We start from the raw sequence: 18,531 nt of genomic DNA, 5'->3' as shown, positions 1-18,531 counted from the left end.
GGCCTAGGGCGTGTTTCGAAAGTAGCGCCGTCCGCCCGGAGGGGGGCCCCGCGGCGTCTGGTGCGTGCGATCGCGAGGCGGAGGGTCGTCCTCGCGGGGGTACCTCCCGGACGGAGTCTGGGGGCGGGCCTACTCGGACGATCCCGACAACGCGGCGAGCGTGCGTGCCAGCGTCGCGGGGCAGGCGGGACTTTCGGAGCACGGCCTAGCGGCACCCTTACGGACGTCACGAACACGGATGCGACGAAGGCCCGGCGGCTGCCGGGCCTTCTGTCATCTCCGGGGGATCAGCCGACGCTGAACCTCCGAGGTCCCGGGAGTCCCTGGCGGAGGGAAGACCTCACAGCGCCTGCGGGAAGTCGAAGAGCCGGTCCGGGTCGTAACGCTTCTTCACCCGCGTCAGCTTGTCGGCTGCCGAGCCGTAGTAGGCCGAGCGCCAGTCCTTCAGTGACGCGTCCGTGTAGTTCTGGTACGCCGCCCCGGAGGCGTACCGCCGCATCGCCTTATGGGCGCCGTCCAGCCAGGCGTTGCCCGCGGTGCCCGAGCCGCCCGCCGCCCAGGAAGCGGTGTACTGCGCGAGGAACCGCGAGCGGCGGTGGACGAAGGACGTGGTCGTGGGCGAGACCCGGTTGACCGCCCCGCCGAGCGCGGTGAGCGCGATGCTGACCGCGCCCCCGCCCCCGGTGCGCCGCCCGTAGCGCTCCAGCTGGTCCAGCATCGCCCGGACGCCCGCCTGGCTCAGCGAGCGGTCGAAGAAGTCCGAGCGCGCCGCGTAGGTCTCGCGGTTGAGCACCCCGGAGCTGCTGCGGCCGGGCTTGTCGCCGGGCAGATGGCAGTTGGCCGTGGAGGTGTCGCCGCAGCCCGCGTACATCCGCATGGCGTCGACGTAGCCGCGGCGGCGCAGGCTGACCTGCGAGGCGGGGCCGGGGCCGCCCGGCCCGTCGGCGAGCTTGTCCACCGCGTTCTGCAGCGCGCCGTAGGTGCCGAGCGAGAAGCAGCTGATGGAGACGGTCGGGGTGCGACCGGGGGCGGCCGACAGATGCAGCGCCGACCAGATCTCGTCCGGCTGGTCCGGGCCCCACTTCTGCCAGGCGCTCAGCACCTTCGCGGCCTTGGACCATGGCCATGACATGTAACAGGTCACGCCGTCGGCCGCGTCATGCGTACGGAAGCGCAGTTCGGTGACGACGCCGAAGTTGCCGTTGCCCGCGCCGCGCAGGGCCCAGAACAGTTCGGCCTCGCGGCTCTTGGAGACCTCCAGGGCCTTGCCGTCCGCGGTGACGATGGTGGCACCCGTAAGGCTGTCGGCGGTCAGCCCGTACGCCCGGGAGACCACGCCGTGGCCGCCGCCGAGGGTCAGTCCGGATATGCCGACGCTCGGGCAGGAGCCGCCGGGGACGGTGACCCCGCGGGCGCCCAGTGTGGTGTAGACGTCGATGAGCTTGGCGCCGGCGCCGATCCGGGCCTCGCCGGAGGTCGTACGGATCGAGGAGAGCGCGGAGACGTCGATGACGAGGCGGCCGTCGCCGCTCGACCAGCCGGCGTAGGAGTGACCGCCGTTGCGGATCGCGACGGGGGCGCCATGGCGCCGGGCGAAGTCCAGACAGGCGGATATGTCCGGGGTGTTCTCTATATAGGCGACGGCGGCCGGGCGCAGATGGTCGAAGCGGGTGTTGTAGAGCCGGCTGGCGGAGGTGTAGTCGGAGTCTCCGGGGCGCACCAGGTCGCCCTGGAGGTCCTTGCCGAGCGCGCTCCAGTCCGCGGACTTCGGCTTGCCGTCGACGGCGCGGCGACTGCCGCTCGCCGAGGCCGAACGGGCGTCCGGCGTCGAGGAGGAGGAGCCGACCGGGCTCGTGTCACCGCCGGCCTTCCCCGCGTCATCGTTGCACGCGGTGACCCCTGTGGCGGTGGCCGCCAGCCCCGTGCCCGCTGCCAGCAGTGTCCGCCGGTTCATGGCGGTGTCCCCTCCCAGTCGACGCTGCTCTCAACCGTCGACCGGGCCACCGCGAAGCCGGCCCGGTCTTTTGGTCAGAGGGGTCGACCGGGGGGTGTGGTTCCGCTCGTGGCCGAAGAGTTGTCGGGGGACGGACAACCCGCGCCAATCGGACGAGTCCGATCCGCACTAATCGGACAAGTCCGATGAATCGCTTGTGCCGGACGAGATGTGACGGGCCGTCGCATGAGCTGCCGCGTCATCGCGGGCGACGGCTCTGGCGCGACGGGCCGGACCGGACCAGCCGCAGGTGCAGCGGGCGATGGAGAAGGAGCCCCGCTCCACGGTGGTGGTGCGGTTCTGGCCGGGGCCTATGTCGCCTGAGTCGAGCACATGACCACGCTACCGGGCCGTGACGAGCCACCGGTGTGAATCGTTAAACGAACAAGTACCAAGCGGGACGAGCGTGGCCAGGGGGTCGGCGGTCGATGGTGTTCCAGCAGCGCGGGCTCGGTGTGCGGAGACGGGTGAGAGCCGTCACCGGGGTCGTGTCGGGTGGCCTGCTGGCCGTGTCGCTGGCGACTGTGAGCGGCTGCTCCACCGAGACGGCGGCCGATGAACGACCGGGCGGCACCGCACGCGAGAGCGCGGTCATGGTCCTGCACCGCGCCGCGGATGTGCTGGTCAAGTCGGGCAGCTCCCGGGTCCGTACGACCATGGAGACGGCGACGGGCGGCACCCGCGTGGCCATCCGGGGCGCCGGCGCGTACGACTTCGAGGAGCGGCAGGGACGGCTGCGGCTGCTGCTGCCGAGGGACGCGATGGGGACCGCCGAGCATGCGCCGATCACCGAACTCCTGACCTCCGGGGCGCTTTTCATGCGCAATCGCGGTGCGGGCATTCCCCGCGACAAATGGGTGCGGGTGGATACGACGGACATTCCCGATGGGAATCTGGTCACCGGCGGGGCCACGGATCCACTGACCGCCGCCGAGCTGCTGCGCGGGGTGCGGGAGGCCAGCCTGGTCGGCGAGGAGGGGCTCGGCGGAGACCTGGTGCGCCACTACCGCGGCACCACCGACATCGGCCGGGCGGCGCGGGCCGCGTCGGAGGGCGCGCGGGGATCGCTGGTGGCCGCGGCCAGGGGGTTCGACGAGAGCACGGTGCGCTTCGACGCGTATCTCGACGGACTCGGCCGGCTGCGCGAGGTGCGGCACCGGTTCACGGTGACCAGCCGGGCCGACGGCCAGGAGGCGGCGGAGAGCCCGGACGCCGCCGGGCGGCGGCGCGGCGAACTGGGGGTCGCTTCGACCACGGAGCTGTACGACTTCGGGGCCCCCGCCGAGGTTGAGCTCCCCAAGCCCACGGATATCTACGCAGGAAAGGTCGGATCACCTCAGAAGTAGTCGGAGGGGCCCGCTTTGCCCTTCGAAATGGCCCATCCGTGCCATGCGCGGAGTGTGTACCGATCCCTACGCTGGGAAGCCGCTGCTCGAAAGTGCTCGCAGGTGCTCGCTGGAGGAGGTGAAACACGTGGTTGCGCGTCGCGGCTCGTCGGGCCCGGACCCCGTGGCCCTCGTCGAAATCGATCTCTATGGTGACTTGATGATCGCTGCGTCGAGCGCGGACGAGGACAGGCTCAGTACGGACCGTATCGACGAGGTGCTCCGGGTGCAGGCCGACCGATCAGATTCGGCCGAGGGGACCACGGGCGCCAAGGGAAACGGGAAGGGCGCCGAGGACGGGAAGCGCCCCGAGAAGGCGAAGCGCGCGGAGAAGGCGAAGCGCGCCGAGGAGACGAAGCGCGCCGAGGAGGCGAAGGCCGCCCCGGAGGCCGGTGCCGGGAGCCCGGACGCCCCGTAGCGGACGCCCCCTGGCCATGTCGATGCCGCCGTCTCGCCGGCGGGCGCCCAGGGGCCCCGTCCGGCGAGAGGCGAGCTGACGGTCATGTCCACGCCCGGGAACGGGCCCGTACCGGCGCTGACGGCCCGCACCACCGCTCACCCGGGAACGGCCCGTACCACCGCTCACCCGGGAACGGCGCGTATCACCGCTCACCCGGGAACGGCCCGCACCGGTCGGCCCGTACCGGGCGGCCCGTACCGGCGCTCAGGTCCGCAGCAGCCGGGCGATGGCCGCCGTGGCCTCGGCCACCTTGGCGTCGACCTCTCCCGTGCCCTCCGCCTCGCCCTGGGCGGCGCTCTCCACGGCCGCGCTGGCGACACAGTGGCGCAGATGCTCCTCGAGCAGCTGGAGGGCGAAGGACTGGAGCGCCTTGGTGCTCGCCGAGACCTGGGTGAGTATGTCGATGCAGTAGACGTCTTGCTCGACCATCCGCTGCAATCCCCTGATCTGGCCCTCGATCCGGCGCAGCCGCTTCAGATGCTGATCTTTTTGTTTGGCGTATCCATGCCCACCGTGGGGTACGGAGTCCTGGGCGGAGGTGTGCCCGGACGCCTGGCCCCGCTCGTCGCCGTCGGTGGGCGCGGTGGTGTCGGCCGCCGAGGTCGTCATGGCTTCCTCCCGTTGATTACGCTATGTCCGCATATACCCCCAGTGGGTATATGGTACCGCTTTTTACGGTCGAACCGGGCCCCCGTGCTGAGCACTCTGCCCAATGGGCGACACTGGGATCGCCGGTTACCGTGGCCGGAAGATGCGCCTAGCATCGTCGAGTCCCCATCCGCTGCATTCCGAGGATCCCCAGTGCGCTTTCGTCTGACCCCCAGGGAGACGAGCTTTTACGACATGTTCGCCGCGTCCGCGGACAACATCGTGACCGGCTCCAAGCTCCTGATGGAACTGCTCGGGGCGGACTCCTCCGCTCGTGCCGAGATCGCGGAGCGGATGAGGGCCGCGGAGCACGCGGGGGACGATGCCACGCACGCGATCTTCCACCAGCTGAACTCCTCCTTCATCACGCCGTTCGACCGCGAGGACATCTACTCTCTGGCCTCGTCCCTCGACGACATCATGGACTTCATGGAGGAGGCCGTCGACCTGGTCGTCCTCTACCAGGTCGAAGAGCTGCCCAAGGGCGTCGAGCAGCAGATCGAGGTGCTGGCGCGGGCGGCCGAGCTGACCGCCGAGGCGATGCCGAATCTGCGCACCATGACCAACCTCACGGAGTACTGGATCGAGGTCAACCGGCTGGAGAACCAGGCGGACCAGATCCACCGCAAGCTCCTGGCCCACCTCTTCAACGGTAAGTACGACGCCATCGAGGTGCTCAAGCTCAAGCAGATCGTCGATGTGCTGGAGGAGGCGGCCGACGCCTTCGAGCATGTGGCGAACACGGTCGAGACCATCGCCGTCAAGGAGTCCTGAGCCCGGGCATGGACACCTTCGCGCTTGTCGTGACCATCGCGGTCGCGCTGTTCTTCACCTATACCAACGGCTTCCACGACTCGGCCAACGCCATCGCGACCTCGGTCTCCACCCGGGCGCTGACCCCACGGGCGGCGCTCGCGATGGCCGCCGTGATGAACCTCGCGGGTGCCTTCCTCGGCAGCGGCGTCGCCAAGACCGTCAGCGAGGGCCTGATCGCCACCCCCACCGGCGACCAAGGCATGATGATCTTGTTCGCCGGGCTGGTCGGCGCGATCACCTGGAACATGGTGACCTGGTATTACGGTCTGCCGTCCTCCTCCTCACACGCGCTGTTCGGCGGGCTGGTCGGCGCGGCGCTCGCGGGGGCGAGCACGGTCCACTGGGACGGGGTGCTGGAGAAGATCGTCATCCCGATGGTCCTCTCGCCCATCGTCGGCCTGGTGCTCGGCTACTTCGTGATGGTGGCCATCCTCTGGATCTTCCGTGACGCGAACCCGCACAAGGCCAAGCGCGGCTTCCGGATAGCGCAGACCGTCTCGGCGGCGGGCATGGCGCTCGGCCACGGCCTCCAGGACGCCCAGAAGACCATGGGTGTCGTGGTGATGGCCCTGGTCATCGGGGGTGTCGAGGACGAAGGCGACGCGATTCCGGTGTGGGTGAAGATCTCCTGCGCCGCGATGCTGTCGCTCGGCACCTACGCGGGCGGCTGGCGCATCATGCGCACGCTGGGACGGCGGATCATCGAGCTGGACCCGCCGCAGGGGTTCGCGGCGGAGACCACCGCGGCAGGCGTCATGTACACGGCGTCGTTCATGTTCCAGGCGCCGATCTCGACCACCCATGTCATCACCTCGGCGATCATGGGCGTGGGGGCGACCAAGCGGGTGAGCGCGGTCCGCTGGGGGGTCGCGAAGAACATCATTCTCGGCTGGTTCATCACCATGCCCGCGGCGGCCGGAGTCGCAGCGCTCAGCTACTGGATCGTCAATCTGGCCTTCGGCTGACCGCCGCACGCTGTACCGCACACGCACCGCACACGCACGGCATACGAAGCACGCCGACACCGCATACGAAGCACGCCGGCACCGCGCACGAAGTGGGCCCATGAACGCGGGCCGATGAAAGTGGGCCCGCCCCCGGGAGCCAGGGGCGGGCCCTTCGTCTTGCGGTGGCACCGCCATGCAGCACCGCAGGACGCTCTGTCCTCGCCGGTCGTGCGAGGGGCCTGGTCAGCCGAAGCGGCCGGAGATGTAGTCCTCGGTCGCCTGCACCGACGGGTTGGAGAAGATCCGCTCGGTCTCGTCGATCTCGATGAGCTTGCCCGGCTGGCCGACACCGGCCAGGTTGAAGAAGGCCGTACGGTCCGAGACGCGCGCCGCCTGCTGCATGTTGTGCGTCACGATGACGATCGTGAAGCGCTCCTTGAGCTCACCGATCAGGTCCTCGATGGCGAGCGTGGAGATCGGGTCGAGCGCCGAGCAGGGCTCGTCCATCAGCAGCACATCGGGCTCGACCGCGATGGCGCGGGCGATGCACAGCCGCTGCTGCTGACCGCCGGAGAGTCCGGCGCCCGGCTTGTTCAGCCGGTCCTTGACCTCGTTCCACAGGTTGGCGCCCTTGAGGGACTTCTCGACGACGTGTCCGAGCTCGCTCTTCTTGTACGAGCCGTTGAGCTTCAGCCCGGCGGCCACGTTCTCGAAGATGGACATCGTCGGGAACGGGTTGGGGCGCTGGAAGACCATGCCGACCGTGCGCCGCACGGAGACCGGGTCCACGCCCGAGCCGTAGAGGTTCTCGTCGTCGAGCATCACCTTGCCCTCGACCCGGCCGCCGAGGGTGACCTCGTGCATCCGGTTGAGGGTGCGCAGGAAGGTGGACTTGCCGCAGCCCGACGGGCCGATGAAGGCGGTCACCGAGCGGGGCTCGACGGTCATCGAGATGTCCTCGATGGCCTTGTGGCTGCCGTAGTAGGCGGTGAGCCCGCTGACGTCGATGCGCTTGGCCATGTGAATCACTTCTCTTCTTCTTGGCCTCAGCGGCCGGACTTCGGGGCCTTCCAGCGGGCGATGCCGCGGGCCACCAGGTTCAGGATCATGACGAAGGCGATGAGCACGAGCGCCGCTGCCCAGGCCCGGTTGAAGGAGGCCTCGTTGCCGAGCTGCCACTGCTCGTAGATGTAGTAGGGCAGCGACGACTGGGCGCCTTCGAACGGGTTGTTGTTGATCCCCGTGGCACCGAAGACCAGCAGCACGATGGGCGCGGACTCACCGGCGATACGGGCGACCGCGAGCATCACACCCGTGGTGATCCCGCCGATCGCGGTGGGCAGCACCACCTTGAGGATGGTGCGCCACTTGGGCACGCCGAGCGCGAGGGACGCCTCACGCAGCTCGTCCGGGACCAGCTTGAGCATTTCCTCGGTCGAGCGGACGACGATCGGCATCATCAGGATGGCCAGCGCCATGGCACCGGCGAAGCCCGAGTAGCTGAAGCCGAGGATGATGATCCAGAAGCTGAGGATAAACAGACCGGCGACGATCGAGGGGATGCCGGTCATCACGTCGACGAAGAAGGTGACGGCCTTCGCGAGCCGGCCGCGGCCGTACTCCACCAGGTAGATGGCGGTCAGCAGGCCGATCGGAACGGCGATGAGCGCGGCGAGGCCGACCTGCTCCAGGGTGCCGATGATCGCGTGGTACGCGCCACCGCCGGGCAGGATCGTCTGCACACCCTCCATGGAGTGGGCCAGGAAGTAGCCGTCGAGCACCGTCCGGCCCCGGTCGATGGTCTCCCAGATCAGGGAGAGCAGCGGGACGACGGCGAGCAGGAAGCAGACCCACACCAGGCTGGTGGCCAGCCGGTTCTTGGCCTGCCGGCCGCCCTCGACCACGGCGCCGAGGGCGTACGAGGCGATGATGAAGACCAGGGCGGCGAGCAGGCCCATCTGGAACGGATTGCCCATTCCTAGGGCCGTGCCGATGCCCGCTCCCAGGCCCAGCGAGGCCACGACCAGGGCATACGGGGCCCACCCGGGCAGCCGGGCCTGCTGGAGGCTCGAGCCGTGGCGCGCGGCGTTCTTGTCAACGACAGTGCTCATGCGGCGGTCCCCGAGTACTCCTTGCGGCGGGCGATGATCATTCGCGCGGCGCCGTTCACCAGCAGGGTGATGACGAACAGCACCAGACCGGAGGCGATCAGCGCGTCACGGCCGTCGTTGCCGGCTTCCTTGAAGCGGCTGGCGATGTTCTGGGCGAAGGTGCCGCCGCCCGGGTCCAGCAGGCTGGTCTCGATCAGGAAGTTGGGGGACAGCACGGTGGCGACCGCCATGGTCTCGCCCAGCGCACGGCCCAGACCCAGCATCGAGGCGCTGATGATGCCGGAGCGGCCGAACGGGAGGACCGCCATCCGGATGACCTCCCAGCGGGTCGCGCCGAGCGCCAGCGCCGCCTCCTCGTGCATCTTCGGGACCTGCCGGAACACCTCGCGGCTCACGCTGGTGACGATCGGCAGGATCATGATCGCCAGCAGGATGCCGACGGTGAACAGGGAGCGCGCGGCGCCGCCCTGGTAGCTGAGGATCCCGGTCCAGCCCAGGTAGTCGTCGAACCAGGTGTACAGGCCGGTCAGATGCGGCACGAGGAAGAGCGCGCCCCACAGGCCGTAGACGATGCTGGGGACCGCGGCGAGCAGGTCGATCACATAGGCGACCGGGGTGGCCAGCCGGCGCGGGGCGTAGTGCGAGATGAACAGCGCGATGCCCACCGCGATCGGGACCGCGATGATCATGGCGATGATCGAGCTGACCACCGTGCCGTAGGCGAGGACGGCGATGCCGAACCGCATCGGCGAGGAGCCGGTGTTCCACTCGAAGTAGGTGAGGAAGTTGGCCTCGTCCTTGGAGATCGCGATGGCGGCGCGGTAGGTGAGGAAGGCCGCGATGGCCGCCATGATCACCAGGAGAGCGATACCGGAACCCCGGGAGAGGCCGAGGAAGATCTTGTCACCGGCGCGGCCGGTGGAGCGGGTCCTGACCTTTGGCGGTGACCCAGCGGCTGAAGATGTGGGTTCTATATCCGTTTTCATGAGTTCTCCGGTCTGCGGAGCCTGCTGCGGATGAGGCTCCTGGTGCGGCGGTGCACCGGACGATGCGGCCGACTCCGCCGCGGCGGTCGCCACGGCGGAGTCAGCCGCACTCGGGTCAGGAGAGGCTCTTGACGCTCTCGCGGACCTTGTTGGCGATCTCGGTCGGCAGCGGGGCGTAGCCCAGCTCCTTCAGCGAGGTCTGGCCGTCCTCGCTGGCGACGTAGTTCAGGAAGGACTTGGTCGCGGGGAGGGTGCTGGCCTTGTTGCCCTTGTCACAGGCGATCTCGTAGGTGACCAGGGTGATCGGGTAGGCGCCGTCGGCCTTGGTGTCGTAGGCCAGGTCCAGGGCCAGGTCGCTGCCGGTGCCCTTGATCTTGGCCTCGGAGATGGCCTTGGAGGCGTTCTCGACGGTGGCCTGGACCGGGGCGGAGGCGCCGGTGTTCAGGTCGACGGTCTTGATGCTGTTCGCGGTCGCGTAGGAGAGCTCGAAGTACGAGATCGCGCCCGAGACCTGCTTGACCTGCGAGGAGACACCGGAGGAGCCGTCGGCCGACTGGCCGCCCTCGCCCTCCCACGCCTTGCCCGGCTCATGCGGCCACGCCTTGGGCGCGGCGGCCTTGAGGTACTTGGTGAAGTTGTCCGTGGTGCCCGACTCGTCGGAGCGGTGGAACGCCTGGATCTTGAGGCTCGGAAGCTTCGCGTCCTTGTTCAGCGCCTTGATCGCGGGGTCGTCCCACTTCTTGATCTCGGAGTTGAAGATCTTGCCGAGGACCTCGGCGTTGAGCGTCAGCTTGTCCACGCCGGGAACGTTGAAGCCGACGGCGATCGGGCCGCCGACCATCGGCAGGTCAATGGCCTTGCCGCCCTTGCAGACCTTCTCCGAGGACTTGACCTCTTCGGGCTTCAGCGCCGAGTCGGAACCCGCGAAGGCGGTCTTGCCCTGCAGGAACTCCTGGATGCCCGCGCCCGAGCCGGTGGCCTTGTAGTTGAGCTTGGTGTCCTTGCACGCCGCCCCGTAGGTCTTGATCCACAGGTCCATGGCGTTCTTCTGCGCGGAGGAGCCGGAGGCCAGCAGCTGCCCCTTGCCGTCGCACTTGATGTTGGAGGCGGCCTTGGAGTCGCCACCGCCGCCACCACCGCTGTTGTCGTCGGAGCCACACGCGGTGAGGACAAGGGCGCCGGAGACAGCGAGGGCACCGGCGGCGATGGCGCGAAGCCGGTTCTTGCGCTGAAGCTTCACTTTCAGGAGTTCCTTCCAGAAGCCGCCGGTGGGGGACGGCGCGAGATGGGTGGAGCGCACTTGTTGTGGCGTGCGCCGGAGCCGTACTCGGCTCACGCTCAGTAGGGCCGAAAGTAGGCAGATCAGGTGAAGCGGCCTGAGGGGGTGAGTTAACGGATGGTGAACCTCGGCCGTCAGTGTGGTGGCCATGTCACGGCCAGGTCACGGCTGGATCGCGGCGAGGGTGACCCCCTTGCGGAGGTCGCCCGAGGCCCGTGCGACACCTGTGCGGCACCCGTCCGGTGAACCGGATCGGGGTGGCTGCTGGCGTAACCGCCGCGTGTCTCTGTCGGATTGCGGTACGGCATGCCACTATCCGTCCCTACGTGCCGGTACGTCAGGTCTGGCGCGCTAGAGGGACAGGAGCGCGCACGGCCGGAGCGGAACGAGAGGAGACCGCGGGTGAGGCGGGACGGGAGAGGGAGAGGTGTGAGCGTCGCCGCGGCCACCGCGCTCGTCTGCGCGCTGGGACTGTCGGCCGTGCCGGAGACGGCGTACGCCGCGCCCGGCGAGCCGGGGCCGACGCCGGGCGGCGGGGCCGGTGGCGGGACCGGCGGCGGGACCGGGGACCGGAGCCTGGAGGCGGTCCGTCAGGAGGTCGAGGGGCTCTACCGCAAGGCGGAGTCCGCCACCGACGCGTACAACCTGGCGCGGGAGAAACAGGCCCGGCAGGAGAAGTCCATCCTGAGGATCGCCCGAGCCGTGGTGAAGGCCCAGAAGGAGATGGCCGGACTGCGCAAGCGGGCCGGGGCGATGGCCCGGGCCCAGTACCGGGGCGGCGGGATGCCCGCGGAGGCGCGGCTGTTCCTCAACGGCGACCCGGGCGACTTCCTCGACGGCGTCACGCTCGCGCGCAAGGGTGAGAAGGCGACCGACGGTCTGATCGGCCGTCTGGCGCGCACCCAGGTGGCGCTGGACCGCTACGCCGAGTCGGCCTCCCAGGAGTGGGAACGGCTGGACCGGAGCCGCGCGAAGAAGGCGGCCGCGAAGAAGGAGATCCTGCGCAGGCTGGCCCGCGCGCAGCGGCTGGAGTCCCGGCTGGCGAAGGACGAGCGGGAGCGGCTGCGCCGGCTGGAGGAGGACAAGGCCCGTGGCGCGCAGGCGAAGTGGCTGGACACCGGGATACTGCGGGAGCTCGGCGGCGGTGCCACCGCGAAGGGCGGGCGCGCGGTCGACTTCGCGAAGGACCAGCTCGGCAAGGACTATGTGTGGGGCGCGGTGGGCCCGAACACCTATGACTGTTCGGGGCTGACCCAGCGGGCGTGGGCGGCGGCCGGCCGGGCGATCCCGCGGACCTCGCAGGAGCAGTGGCGGCTGCTGCCGAAGGTGAGCGTGAAGGACATGCGCCCGGGCGATCTGATCATCTACTTCCGGGACGCGAGCCATGTCGGGATGTACGTGGGCGGCGGCGCGATGATCCACGCCCCCCGCCCCGGCCGCCAGGTGACGGTCGCGGGCGCGGGCTCGATGCCGATCCTGGGCGTGGTGCGGCCGGACGCGAGGTAGCACCGGCCACCAGGGCTCAGGTCGGCGGCAGCTCGTTCAGGGCCGTCTCGAAGGCGTCGTACGCGCGTTGGTCGAAGAGGACGAAACGGGCCTCGGTGACCGAAGTGTTCGTATCGCGCACGGTGGTGAGCGCGATCCGGGCCGCGTCGTCGAGCGGCCAGCGGTAGACGCCGGTGGAGACGGCCGGGAAGGCCACCGTAAGGGCGCCCAGTTCGTCGGCGACCCGCAGTGCCGCGCGGTAGCAGGAGGCGAGGGTGGCCGAGCGGTCCTCGGTCGTGGAGAAGACCGGTCCGACCGTATGGATCACCCAGCGGGCGGGCAGCCGGCCGGCCGTGGTGGCGACCGCCTCACCGGCCGGAAGTCCCTTGCCGTAGCGAGATGCGCGCAGATCACGGCATTCATCCAGAATGTCGGGTCCGCCCCGCCGATGGATGGCTCCGTCGACGCCACCCCCTCCCAACAGGGAGGAGTTGGCCGCGTTCACGACCGCGTCGACGCTCTGCTCGGTGATATCGCCCAGCGCCAGCGTGATGTTCGTCATCTCGGGATTGTCTCCCGGGCCACCAAGTGCCGCATGACGTGCGGCATATGACAAAAGTCGATGCCTGGAGGTCATTCCGTGAAACGGCCGCCTAGCGCTAAGGTCGCCTGGCAGTATCCGGTACCCGCGCCCTGACGCCACTGAAACCGACCAGTCGGTGTGCGTTCCGGAATCCCACAGCGCTCCACCGGTCGGCGGGGCGCGCCCTCGGGGGGAGGGAAGGAATCGAGCGATGTCCGTACCCGTGCCGAGGCAACGGGAGGCACCGGCCCAGTCAGCCGGTCCCGCCACCCTGCCCGACAACGGGCTCACCCTGCTGGTGATCGAGGACGATCCGTCCGGTGCCTTCAACGTTCCCGAGATGCTGGACACCGAGGGTAACCGGGTCCGCATCCGTACGGCCCGCAACCTCACCGAGGCCAGCCGGCTGCTCACCGACGGGGTGCAGTGCATCCTTCTGGCCCTGCCGGGCCCGTGCCACGACGGCGTGGACTCGCTGGCCACGCTGCGCGACGTGCTGAGGCTCGCGCCCTCGCACGCCGTCCTCGTGCTCACCGCGGAGGACGACGCCGAGCGCGCCGCCGAGGCGGTGCGGGTGGGCGCCCAGGACTTCCTCTTCCGCGGCGAGCTGGACGGCCGGATCCTCAACCGCGCCATCCGCTACGCCGTCGAACGCAAACGCTCCGACCTCGCCCAGCGCCAGCTCACCGAGTCACGGCTGCGCGCCCAGGAGAACGCCCGGCTGGAGCGCGGACTGCTGCCCACCCCGCTGCTGGACGGCTCGGGGCTGCGCTTCGCCGCCCGCTACCGGCCCGGCCGCAGCCGGGCCCTACTCGGCGGCGACTTCTACGACACCGTCCGCACCCCGGACGGCACGGTCCACGCGATGATCGGCGACGTCTGCGGCCACGGCCCGGACGAGGCCGCCCTCGGCGTGGAGCTGCGGATCGCCTGGCGCGCCCTGACCTTCGCCGGGCTCTGCGGCGATCAGCTGCTCGGCACCCTTCAGCAGGTGCTGGAGAACGAACGCGCCGACGATGAGATCTTCGCCACACTGTGCACGGTCGACATCGCCCCGGACGGCCACCGGGCCGGGGTCTGCCTGGCCGGGCACCCCTCACCGCTGGCGATCCGCCCGAGCATGGCGCCCCGGCTGCTGCCGACCGACGAGAACGGCCCGGCGCTGGGCCTGCTGCCGAACGCGCGCTGGCCGCGCCGCGAGGTCGAGCTCGGCGGGGCGTGGAGCCTGATGATGTACACCGACGGGCTGATCGAGGGCCGCGTCGGGCAGGGGGTGCAGCGGCTCGGCCAGGAGGGAATGGTCGAGATCGTGGCGCGCCAGGTCGCGGAGGGACGGCGCGGTGAGGAGCTGCTGGACGCGACCGTCACCGAGGTGCGGTCGCTGAACGGCGGGGAGCTGACCGACGATCTGGCGGTACTGCTGCTGGACCGCGGCTGACCGGCCGCGGCCCGTATCTGCTCGTATCTGCTCGCTGTTTCGGCCGCTGTCGGCCGTTACCGGCCGTTGAAGGGTCCGTAGGGGCCGTCGGAGCTGGAGCCGCGGCCGCGCGGCCAGCGGCGGCCACCGCCGGAGACCTGCCGCAGCGCGGGCCGGACGTCGACGATGTACACGATCGTCGCGATCAGCCCGATGATCGGCAGGAAGTCCAGGATTCCCATGAAGAAGTTCACCGCGGCCGCGAGACCGAGGATGATCAACCAGAATGCCTTGGTCTGCTTGTCCGCCGCTCGATACGCGTCCTCCCGGCGGATCGCCGAGTCGACGAAGGCGAAGAGGCTGAAGAGGAGCAGGGCCCAGGAGACCCAGTACATCAGCTTGCCGAAGCCTTCAACCAGCACGCCGTCCACCGCCTAGAAGATATGTATGGGAAGCGTCTCTGCGGGCCACCGTACCCGCCCACCGGGCCGGGCACGCAGGGTATACCCGGCGTACCCGGCCCGGTCGTGGGCGTGCGCGCGTCAGCCGGCCGACTTCGGCTCCGGCTTCTTGGCGGCGGGGGCGGGCTTGTTGCCGCGGGCCGGGGCCTTCTTGGCCTGGGAGGCCGACGAGGCCGCTGACGTCTGAGCGCCCGAGTGACCGGAGCCGCTCGACGCGGCCGGGGTGGCCGGCTTGGCCGGGGACTTCGGCGCCTCCTTGGACGAGTCCATGGCGACCGAGTGCGACGGCGCCTTGGACCGGGCGGCGTGGCCGTCCCGCTCCCCCTTGGGCTCGATCGCGTCGGCGATGTCGACGACCTCGTCGGCCGCCTCACCGCGCCAGGTCCGCACGACCTCCTGGCCGTGCTCGGCCACCTCGTCGTACCGCTCCCGCGCCTTCACGGCGAGCTCGGCGGCCCGGCCCACACCCTGAAGGGCGAGCTCCTGCGCCGTGTCGCGCAGCCGCTTGATGTCGGTGTCGAGCGTGCCCAGCATCTCGGTGAGCTTGTCCTGGGCGCCCTTGGCCTGCTCGGAGACCCGCTCCTGCACGACCTTGGGGTCGGTGTTGCGCACCGCGTTCAGGCGCTCCGGGGCCTCCGCGACGATCTTCTCGACGAGCGACGGCACCTCCTTGAGCTTCTGGGCGGCGAGGTCGGCCGTGCCCGCCATGAAGTACAGCGGGGTCGGGTCGGTGAGGGTCTTGCGTACGTCGTCGGTGATGGCCATGGTGATGGTCCTCCCGGATCAGTTCGAGGGTGCGGCGACGTCGGCGCCGGTGTCGGGGGTGTCGGAGGCGTTGTCCGAGGCGGTCTGGAGCCCGTTCTCCTTACGGAAGGACTCGTAGATCTGCAGCAGGACCTGCTTCTGCCGCTCGTTGATCGAGGGGTCGGCGAGTATCACGCTGCGCACCTCGGTCTCTTCGCGGTCCCGCTCGTCGAGGATCCCCGCCTGTACGTACAGGGTCTCGGCGGATATCCGCAGCGCCTTCGCCAGCTGCTGCAGGATCTCGGCGCTCGGCTTGCGCAGCCCGCGCTCGATCTGGCTGAGGTACGGATTGGACACCCCGGCCGCATCGGCCAGCTGCCGCAGCGACAGCTGCGCTGTGCGCCGCTGCTCGCGCAGGAACTCGCCGAGGTTGCCGACGTTGAGTGATGCCATGCCTCGATGCTGCAACAGGTGTGCTAACTATTGCAAGCATTTGCTTGCAATAGTGGCGCGTGTCATGCCGGGGGCCGTCTGTGTGGCCCGGTCGGTGTGGCCCCGTCGGGTGTGACCTCGTCGGTGCGAGCTCGTCAAAAAGATTTCGTGAGGTCTGTCGATCGGGGCGGTGCCCGTTCGACGCAGGGGTGAGAGGCGGGGGAAAGCCCCCGGCCTCCGTGCCGAAATCTCGATCTCGTTCCGCATGAGGAGTCACCATGCCGCGCTATCTGTCGATGATCCGCGTCGATGAGCAGAACGCCCCCGCCGAGGGCCCCAGCCCCGAGCTCATGGAGCGGATGGGCGAGCTGATCGAGGAGATGGCCAAGGCCGGGGTCATGCTGGACACGGCCGGGCTCACCCCGACCTCCGACGGCACCCGGGTCACCTGGTCCGGCGGAAAGATCAGCTGCACCGACGGCCCGTTCACCGAGAGCAAGGAGGTCATCGGCGGCTACGCCCTGCTCCAGGCCAAGGACAAGGCCGAGGCCCTGGAGTGGACCAAGCGGTTCCTGCGGGTTCATGAGGAGTTCTGGACCATCACCGTCGAGGTCCGTGAGGTTGTCGAGCCCTGAGCCGGTAATGCTTGCTCCGTCCCCTTATGGCTGCTCTGATGGTGGCCGTGACGGCAGCAAGCCCGGCCGATGCGGCGAAAGCGGCTGAAAGCGCCCAGAGCGGCGCAACGGCTGACATCGCCAGAACGGTCGAAACGGTCTTCAGGATCGAGTCCGCGCGGATCATCGCAGGCGTCGCCCGCATCGTGCGGGACGTCGGGCTGGCCGAGGAACTCGCGCAGGACGCCCTGGTCACCGCGCTGGAGCGGTGGCCGGAGTCGGGTGTGCCGAACAATCCGGGCGCCTGGCTCATGGCCACCGCCAAGCACCGCGCGATCGATCTCGTACGCCGTAAGGAGACCTACGCACGCAAGCTGGCGGAGGTCGGGCGGGCCCTGGAGGACGTCTCACCGCCCGACCCGGCGGATCTCGCCGGGATCGCCGAGGACATCGACGACGATCTGCTGCGACTGATCTTCACCGCATGCCATCCCGTGCTGTCCACGCAGGCCCGGGTCGCGCTCACCCTGCGGCTGCTGGGCGGGCTGACGACCGAGGAGATCGCCCGCGCGTTCCTGGTCCCGGAGCCCACGGTCGCCCAGCGCATCGTCCGGGCCAAGCGGACGCTCGCCAAGGCCGAGGTCCCCTTCGAGGTGCCGTACGGCGACGACCGGACCGCCCGGCTCTCCTCGGTCCTGGAGGTCATCTACCTCGTCTTCAACGAGGGCTACTCCGCGACCACGGGCGACGATCTGGTGCGCCCGGCCCTGTGCGAGGACGCGCTGCGCCTGGCGCGGGTGCTGGCGGGGCTGCTGCCCCAGGAGCCCGAAGTGCACGGACTGGTCTCGCTGCTGGAGTTCCAGTCCTCCCGGATCGCGGCGCGTACCGGCCCCGGCGGTGAGCCGGTGCTGCTCGCCGACCAGAACCGCACCAAGTGGAACCGCCTGCTCATCCGCCGGGGCGTCGAGGCGCTGCAGCGGGCGGGCCAGGGTCCGTACTCCCTCCAGGCCGCCATCGCCGCCTGCCACGCACGGGCGATCCGGTACGAGGACACCGACTGGACGGCCATCGCCGCCCTCTACGGCCGGCTGACGGCCCTGACCCCGTCCCCGGTGGTGGAGCTCAACCGGGCGGTCGCCGTCGCGATGGCGGAGGGGCCCGCGGCGGGTCTGAAACTGGTCGAGGCACTGGCGGAGGAACCGGCGCTCAAGGACTACCACCTGCTGCCTAGCGTCCGCGGGGATCTGCTGGAGCGGCTGGGGCGGCATGAGGAGGCCCGGGCGGAGTTCGCCCGCGCGGCGGCCCTGACGCGAAACGCCCGTGAGCGGGCGCTGCTGCTGGAGCGGTCGTCGGGCTGAGCTGATCTTGTCGGGCTGATCTTGTCGTCGGGGCGAAAAGGTGCGCATGCTGCCCCATGACCTCATCCTCTTCCTCATCCGCGTTTTCCTCGTTTTCGTTTTCCCATCTCTCGTCACCGGCCGATCGGCTGGGCTTCGGGGCCATGCAGCTGCCGGGGCGGTGGAGCGGTCCCGTCGTCGAGCGGGCCACGGCCGTGGCGGTCGCACGGCGCGCCGTGGAGCTGGGCGTCCGTCATATCGACACCGCCGCCTTCTACTTCTCCGCCACCGAGCGGGCCAACGACATCCTGCGCGAGGCCCTGCACCCGTACCCCGAGCACCTCACCATCGCCACCAAGATCGGGCCACTGCGCACCGCGACCGGGGAGATGTACGCGGAGGCGCGGCCGGAGCAGCTGCGGGGGCTGGTGGAGGAGAACCTGCGGCAGCTGGGCGTGGACGCGCTCGACCTGGTCTACCTGCGAGTGGGGCGGCTCAAGGCGGTGGGCGGGGTGCCGATCGGGGAGCGGTTCGGCGCGCTGGCCGCACTGCGGGAGGAGGGGCTGGTGCGGGAGCTCGGGGTGAGCAATGTGAGCGCCGAGCAGCTGGCCGAGGCCCGCGCGATCGCGCCCGTGGCCGCGGTGCAGAACCGGTTCGGGGTGCTCGATCAGGCCGACGGGGCGCTGGTGGACGAGTGCGCCGCGGCCGGGATCGCCTATATGCCGTTCTTCGCGCTGGGCGGTGGCCACACCGGCCTGGAGCACGAGAACTTGCGGACGGTCGCGGAGCGGCACGGCGCGACCGCGCATCAGATCGCCCTCGCCTGGGGACTC

General features: G+C 69.9%; 19 protein-coding genes. 9 read left to right on the top strand and 10 right to left on the bottom strand.

Annotation, left to right across the window (positions count from 1 at the left end; genetic code table 11):
- Positions 1-340: 340 nt before the first annotated feature.
- Positions 341-1,954 (bottom strand): FAD-binding oxidoreductase, encoded by a 1,614-nt coding sequence (locus GWI24_RS21725; protein WP_210947582.1) that lies wholly within the window; start codon positions 1,952-1,954, stop codon positions 341-343.
- A gap of 467 nt (positions 1,955-2,421) precedes the next feature.
- Between GWI24_RS21725 and GWI24_RS21720 the strand changes: the two genes are divergently transcribed.
- Entirely contained in the window at positions 2,422-3,339 is a 918-nt protein-coding gene (locus tag GWI24_RS21720) for a hypothetical protein (RefSeq protein ID WP_210947581.1), read from the top strand.
- A 199-nt stretch (positions 3,340-3,538) separates the two neighbouring features.
- On the top strand, positions 3,539-3,796 hold the full coding sequence (locus GWI24_RS21715) for a hypothetical protein (protein ID WP_210947585.1): 258 nt from the start codon (positions 3,539-3,541) through the stop codon (positions 3,794-3,796).
- A gap of 246 nt (positions 3,797-4,042) precedes the next feature.
- Here GWI24_RS21715 and GWI24_RS21710 read toward each other — a convergent pair whose 3' ends face one another.
- The gene (locus GWI24_RS21710; RefSeq protein ID WP_210947580.1) at positions 4,043-4,447 is read right to left on the bottom strand and encodes a metal-sensitive transcriptional regulator; all 405 of its coding nucleotides are present in this window, start codon (positions 4,445-4,447) and stop codon (positions 4,043-4,045) included.
- A gap of 192 nt (positions 4,448-4,639) precedes the next feature.
- On the opposite strand from GWI24_RS21710, the gene GWI24_RS21705 reads away from it, so the two are divergent.
- Both GWI24_RS21705 and GWI24_RS21700 read left to right on the top strand, forming a co-directional pair.
- Complete coding sequence (locus GWI24_RS21705) at positions 4,640-5,260, top strand: DUF47 domain-containing protein (RefSeq protein WP_030837909.1); 621 nt, start codon at positions 4,640-4,642, stop codon at positions 5,258-5,260.
- 8 nt (positions 5,261-5,268) lie between these two features.
- A complete protein-coding gene (locus GWI24_RS21700) occupies positions 5,269-6,267 on the top strand; it encodes an inorganic phosphate transporter (RefSeq protein WP_210947579.1) in 999 nt (332 codons plus the stop codon).
- Between the two features lie 225 nt (positions 6,268-6,492).
- Here GWI24_RS21700 and pstB read toward each other — a convergent pair whose 3' ends face one another.
- The 4 genes from pstB to pstS all read right to left on the bottom strand — a co-directional run bounded on the left by pstB (position 6,493) and on the right by pstS (position 10,586).
- Positions 6,493-7,269 (bottom strand): phosphate ABC transporter ATP-binding protein PstB, encoded by a 777-nt coding sequence (gene pstB, locus GWI24_RS21695; RefSeq protein ID WP_210947578.1) that lies wholly within the window; start codon positions 7,267-7,269, stop codon positions 6,493-6,495.
- A 26-nt stretch (positions 7,270-7,295) separates the two neighbouring features.
- Positions 7,296-8,360, bottom strand: a complete 1,065-nt coding sequence (gene pstA / locus GWI24_RS21690) for a phosphate ABC transporter permease PstA (protein WP_210947577.1) — start codon at positions 8,358-8,360, stop codon at positions 7,296-7,298.
- Positions 8,357-9,346 (bottom strand): phosphate ABC transporter permease subunit PstC, encoded by a 990-nt coding sequence (gene pstC, locus GWI24_RS21685; RefSeq protein WP_210947576.1) that lies wholly within the window; start codon positions 9,344-9,346, stop codon positions 8,357-8,359. The genes pstA and pstC overlap by 4 nt, the downstream gene beginning before the upstream one ends.
- A 115-nt stretch (positions 9,347-9,461) precedes the next feature.
- Complete coding sequence (gene pstS, locus GWI24_RS21680; RefSeq protein ID WP_210947584.1) at positions 9,462-10,586, bottom strand: phosphate ABC transporter substrate-binding protein PstS; 1,125 nt, start codon at positions 10,584-10,586, stop codon at positions 9,462-9,464.
- 468 nt (positions 10,587-11,054) lie between these two features.
- Between pstS and GWI24_RS21675 the strand changes: the two genes are divergently transcribed.
- Entirely contained in the window at positions 11,055-12,131 is a 1,077-nt protein-coding gene (locus GWI24_RS21675; protein WP_308343897.1) for a C40 family peptidase, read from the top strand.
- A 16-nt stretch (positions 12,132-12,147) separates the two neighbouring features.
- On the opposite strand, the gene GWI24_RS21670 is transcribed toward GWI24_RS21675, so the two are convergent.
- The gene (locus GWI24_RS21670) at positions 12,148-12,672 is read right to left on the bottom strand and encodes an O-acetyl-ADP-ribose deacetylase (RefSeq protein WP_210947574.1); all 525 of its coding nucleotides are present in this window, start codon (positions 12,670-12,672) and stop codon (positions 12,148-12,150) included.
- Between the two features lie 232 nt (positions 12,673-12,904).
- Between GWI24_RS21670 and GWI24_RS21665 the strand changes: the two genes are divergently transcribed.
- A complete protein-coding gene (locus GWI24_RS21665; protein ID WP_210947573.1) occupies positions 12,905-14,131 on the top strand; it encodes a PP2C family protein-serine/threonine phosphatase in 1,227 nt (408 codons plus the stop codon).
- A gap of 56 nt (positions 14,132-14,187) precedes the next feature.
- On the opposite strand, the gene GWI24_RS21660 is transcribed toward GWI24_RS21665, so the two are convergent.
- The 3 genes from GWI24_RS21660 to GWI24_RS21650 all read right to left on the bottom strand — a co-directional run bounded on the left by GWI24_RS21660 (position 14,188) and on the right by GWI24_RS21650 (position 15,768).
- On the bottom strand, positions 14,188-14,532 hold the full coding sequence (locus GWI24_RS21660; protein ID WP_037955086.1) for a DUF2516 family protein: 345 nt from the start codon (positions 14,530-14,532) through the stop codon (positions 14,188-14,190).
- A 120-nt stretch (positions 14,533-14,652) separates the two neighbouring features.
- Positions 14,653-15,336, bottom strand: coding sequence for a hypothetical protein (locus tag GWI24_RS21655; protein WP_210947572.1), 684 nt, complete (start codon positions 15,334-15,336; stop codon positions 14,653-14,655).
- Positions 15,337-15,354: 18 nt separating this feature from the next.
- A complete protein-coding gene (locus tag GWI24_RS21650; RefSeq protein WP_037954988.1) occupies positions 15,355-15,768 on the bottom strand; it encodes a helix-turn-helix domain-containing protein in 414 nt (137 codons plus the stop codon).
- A 257-nt stretch (positions 15,769-16,025) separates the two neighbouring features.
- On the opposite strand from GWI24_RS21650, the gene GWI24_RS21645 reads away from it, so the two are divergent.
- The 3 genes from GWI24_RS21645 to GWI24_RS21635 form a co-directional block, all read left to right on the top strand.
- On the top strand, positions 16,026-16,382 hold the full coding sequence (locus GWI24_RS21645; RefSeq protein WP_210947571.1) for a YciI family protein: 357 nt from the start codon (positions 16,026-16,028) through the stop codon (positions 16,380-16,382).
- A gap of 26 nt (positions 16,383-16,408) precedes the next feature.
- Positions 16,409-17,719 carry an RNA polymerase sigma factor gene (locus tag GWI24_RS21640; RefSeq protein WP_247616695.1) on the top strand — a complete coding sequence of 437 codons (1,311 nt, stop codon included), beginning with the start codon at positions 16,409-16,411 and terminating at the stop codon, positions 17,717-17,719.
- Between the two features lie 56 nt (positions 17,720-17,775).
- On the top strand, positions 17,776-18,531 hold a 756-nt coding region (locus GWI24_RS21635), incomplete at its 3' end, for an aldo/keto reductase (RefSeq protein ID WP_210947570.1).

The sequence above is a fragment of the Streptomyces sp. MK37H genome (assembly GCF_018035285.1).
GTDB classification, from domain to species: Bacteria; Actinomycetota; Actinomycetes; order Streptomycetales; family Streptomycetaceae; genus Streptomyces; species Streptomyces endocoffeicus.
This window is presented reverse-complemented; position numbering and strand designations above follow the sequence as displayed.